This is a genomic window from Psychrobacter sp. I-STPA6b, from assembly GCF_020662265.1.
Classification (GTDB): Bacteria; Pseudomonadota; Gammaproteobacteria; order Pseudomonadales; family Moraxellaceae; genus Psychrobacter.
The window spans coordinates 1-320 of sequence record NZ_VEWM01000002.1; the positions used below are offsets into that span (position 1 = coordinate 1).

The 320-nt window shown below is 45.3% G+C and carries 1 protein-coding gene; it reads left to right on the forward strand.

Annotated elements, in window-relative coordinates; all coding sequences use genetic code 11:
* The coding region (locus tag FHK88_RS14460; RefSeq protein ID WP_227428740.1) for a hypothetical protein at positions 1-320 on the forward strand (320 nt) is incomplete at both ends.

A 320-nucleotide genomic window follows, 5' to 3' on the forward strand; every position in this document is an offset into this window, starting at 1 on the left:
AAAGAGAAAGAGGAGGGGAAAAAGGGAAAAGGAGAAGGAAGAGAGAAAGGGAGGAAAAAAGGGGGGGAAAAAAAGAAGAGGAAAAAAGGAGAGGGGGGGAGAAAGAAAGAGAAAGAGGGGAGAAAGAAGAAGGAAAGGGGAGAGAGGGGGAGAAAGAGGGAAAAAAAGGAGAAAAAAAAAGAAGAGGAGAAAAGAGAAAGAGAGGAGAAAAAAAAAGGAGAAGAGGAAAGAAGAGAGAAAGAGAAGGAGGGAAGGGGAAAGGAAAGGAAAGAAGGAAGGGGAAGGGAGGAAAAGGGAAGAGAAAGGGGGGGGGGGAAAGA